Annotated in this window: 2 protein-coding genes; both read left to right on the forward strand. The window is 28.8% G+C overall.

Annotation, left to right across the window (positions count from 1 at the left end; genetic code table 11):
• Window positions 1-102: 102 nt before the first annotated feature.
• Entirely contained in the window at window positions 103-711 is a 609-nt protein-coding gene (locus tag ACTG3S_RS07620) for a WbqC family protein (protein ID WP_439128756.1), read from the forward strand.
• A gap of 46 nt (window positions 712-757) precedes the next feature.
• Window positions 758-1,345, forward strand: a complete 588-nt coding sequence (locus ACTG3S_RS07625) for a Crp/Fnr family transcriptional regulator (RefSeq protein WP_439128757.1) — start codon at window positions 758-760, stop codon at window positions 1,343-1,345.
• Window positions 1,346-1,398 lie beyond the last annotated feature (53 nt).

Consider the following 1,398-nt stretch of genomic DNA (forward strand, 5'->3'; position numbering starts at 1 on the left):
GGAAAACCTGTTTCTTACAGATATGTAGTTTTTGGGCTAATTGCCTTATACATTGGATATAGTATTTTTAAAAGTAAGAAAAAAGCCGCTAAAAAATAGACAATGGGGTTGTTTATTCCTACGTACTTCTCTCCTATTTCTCAGTATACTGCTATTGCTAATCAAAAAACGATAACTTTTGAGATAGAAGATAATTTTCAGAAACAAAGTTATAGAAATAGATGCTACATTTATAATACAAATGGTAAGCAATTATTGAACATTCCTGTAAAACATCTTGCTACAAAAGGTAGAAAAAAAACAAAAGACACGCGTGTAGAAAATAATGTGCCTTGGCAAGACCAACATTTAAAATCTTTAAAAACTGCTTACCATAACTCGCCTTTTTTTGAGTTTTATGTAGATGATTTAGTACCCATATTTACCAAAGAATATACTTTTTTACAAGACCTAAACCTTGATACTTTTTTATTTGTCAAAGACGCTTTACAACTCGATATTCAGTTTCAAAAAACCACTTCTTACGAAACCGAATGTGCACAAAATGATTTTCGTTTTTTGGCAGATGTAAAACATCAACCAGATAATATTGCAAAGAAGTACATTCAAATGTTTGATGACAAACATGGATTTTTGCCCAACCTATCTATCTTAGACTTACTTTTTATGGAGGGCCCAAACGCAATTAGTTTTTTAGAAAAAAAAGACTAACTTTAGAGTCTAAATAGAGTCCCCCGTAAATTATATCCTTATTGTTATGGAAAATTTAATATCTTATTTAGATGCTTTTCAGAGAATTCCAAAAGAATCTAAACAAATATTATTAAACCTAGTTCAGAAGCCTTTAAACTTAAAAAAAGGAGAAATTTTATCTGAAGTAGGTTCAATAGAAGAAAACATGTATATATTAGATGCTGGTGTTGTTAGATCTTATTATATCATTAAAAAAGAAAAAAAACAGACAAGAAACTTATTTATTGCGCAAAGACCTTTGGGGCCTTTAGGTGCTTTAATTTTAGATAAAAAATCTAAATTTTCTTATGATTGTTTAACCGATTGCAGAGTATATCCCATTAACTTTAAAGCCTTTAGAAAATTGGCTTCAAAAGATCAAAACATAAGTAAACTCTACATCAATATTTTAGAAAATATATTCTTAGAATTAGAAACAAGAATTTTTGATTTATCTGCATTAGATGCTACAGAAAGGTATTTAAAACTGAAAAGAAAAGTGCCTAAAATAGAAAACCTTGTCACTCAATATCACATTGCATCTTTTTTAAATATTACGCCTGTGCAACTAAGTAGAATTAGAAGAGATTTAGTAAAATCTAAAAAGAAGTAAATGATAGATGTACAATTTGTAATACACTATGGTTTGCATTTTGTAGCTCCCAT

The sequence above is a fragment of the Polaribacter sp. genome (assembly GCF_965656025.1).
In the GTDB taxonomy this organism is placed as follows: Bacteria; Bacteroidota; Bacteroidia; order Flavobacteriales; family Flavobacteriaceae; genus Polaribacter.

Bases quoted from the DNA above. Each gene is read 5' to 3' on its own strand.
- ACTG3S_RS07620 (WP_439128756.1), top strand. From the start codon at position 103: ATGGGGTTGTTTATTCCTACGTACTTCTCTCCTATTTCTCAGTATACT.
- ACTG3S_RS07625 (WP_439128757.1), top strand. From the start codon at position 758: ATGGAAAATTTAATATCTTATTTAGATGCTTTTCAGAGAATTCCAAAA.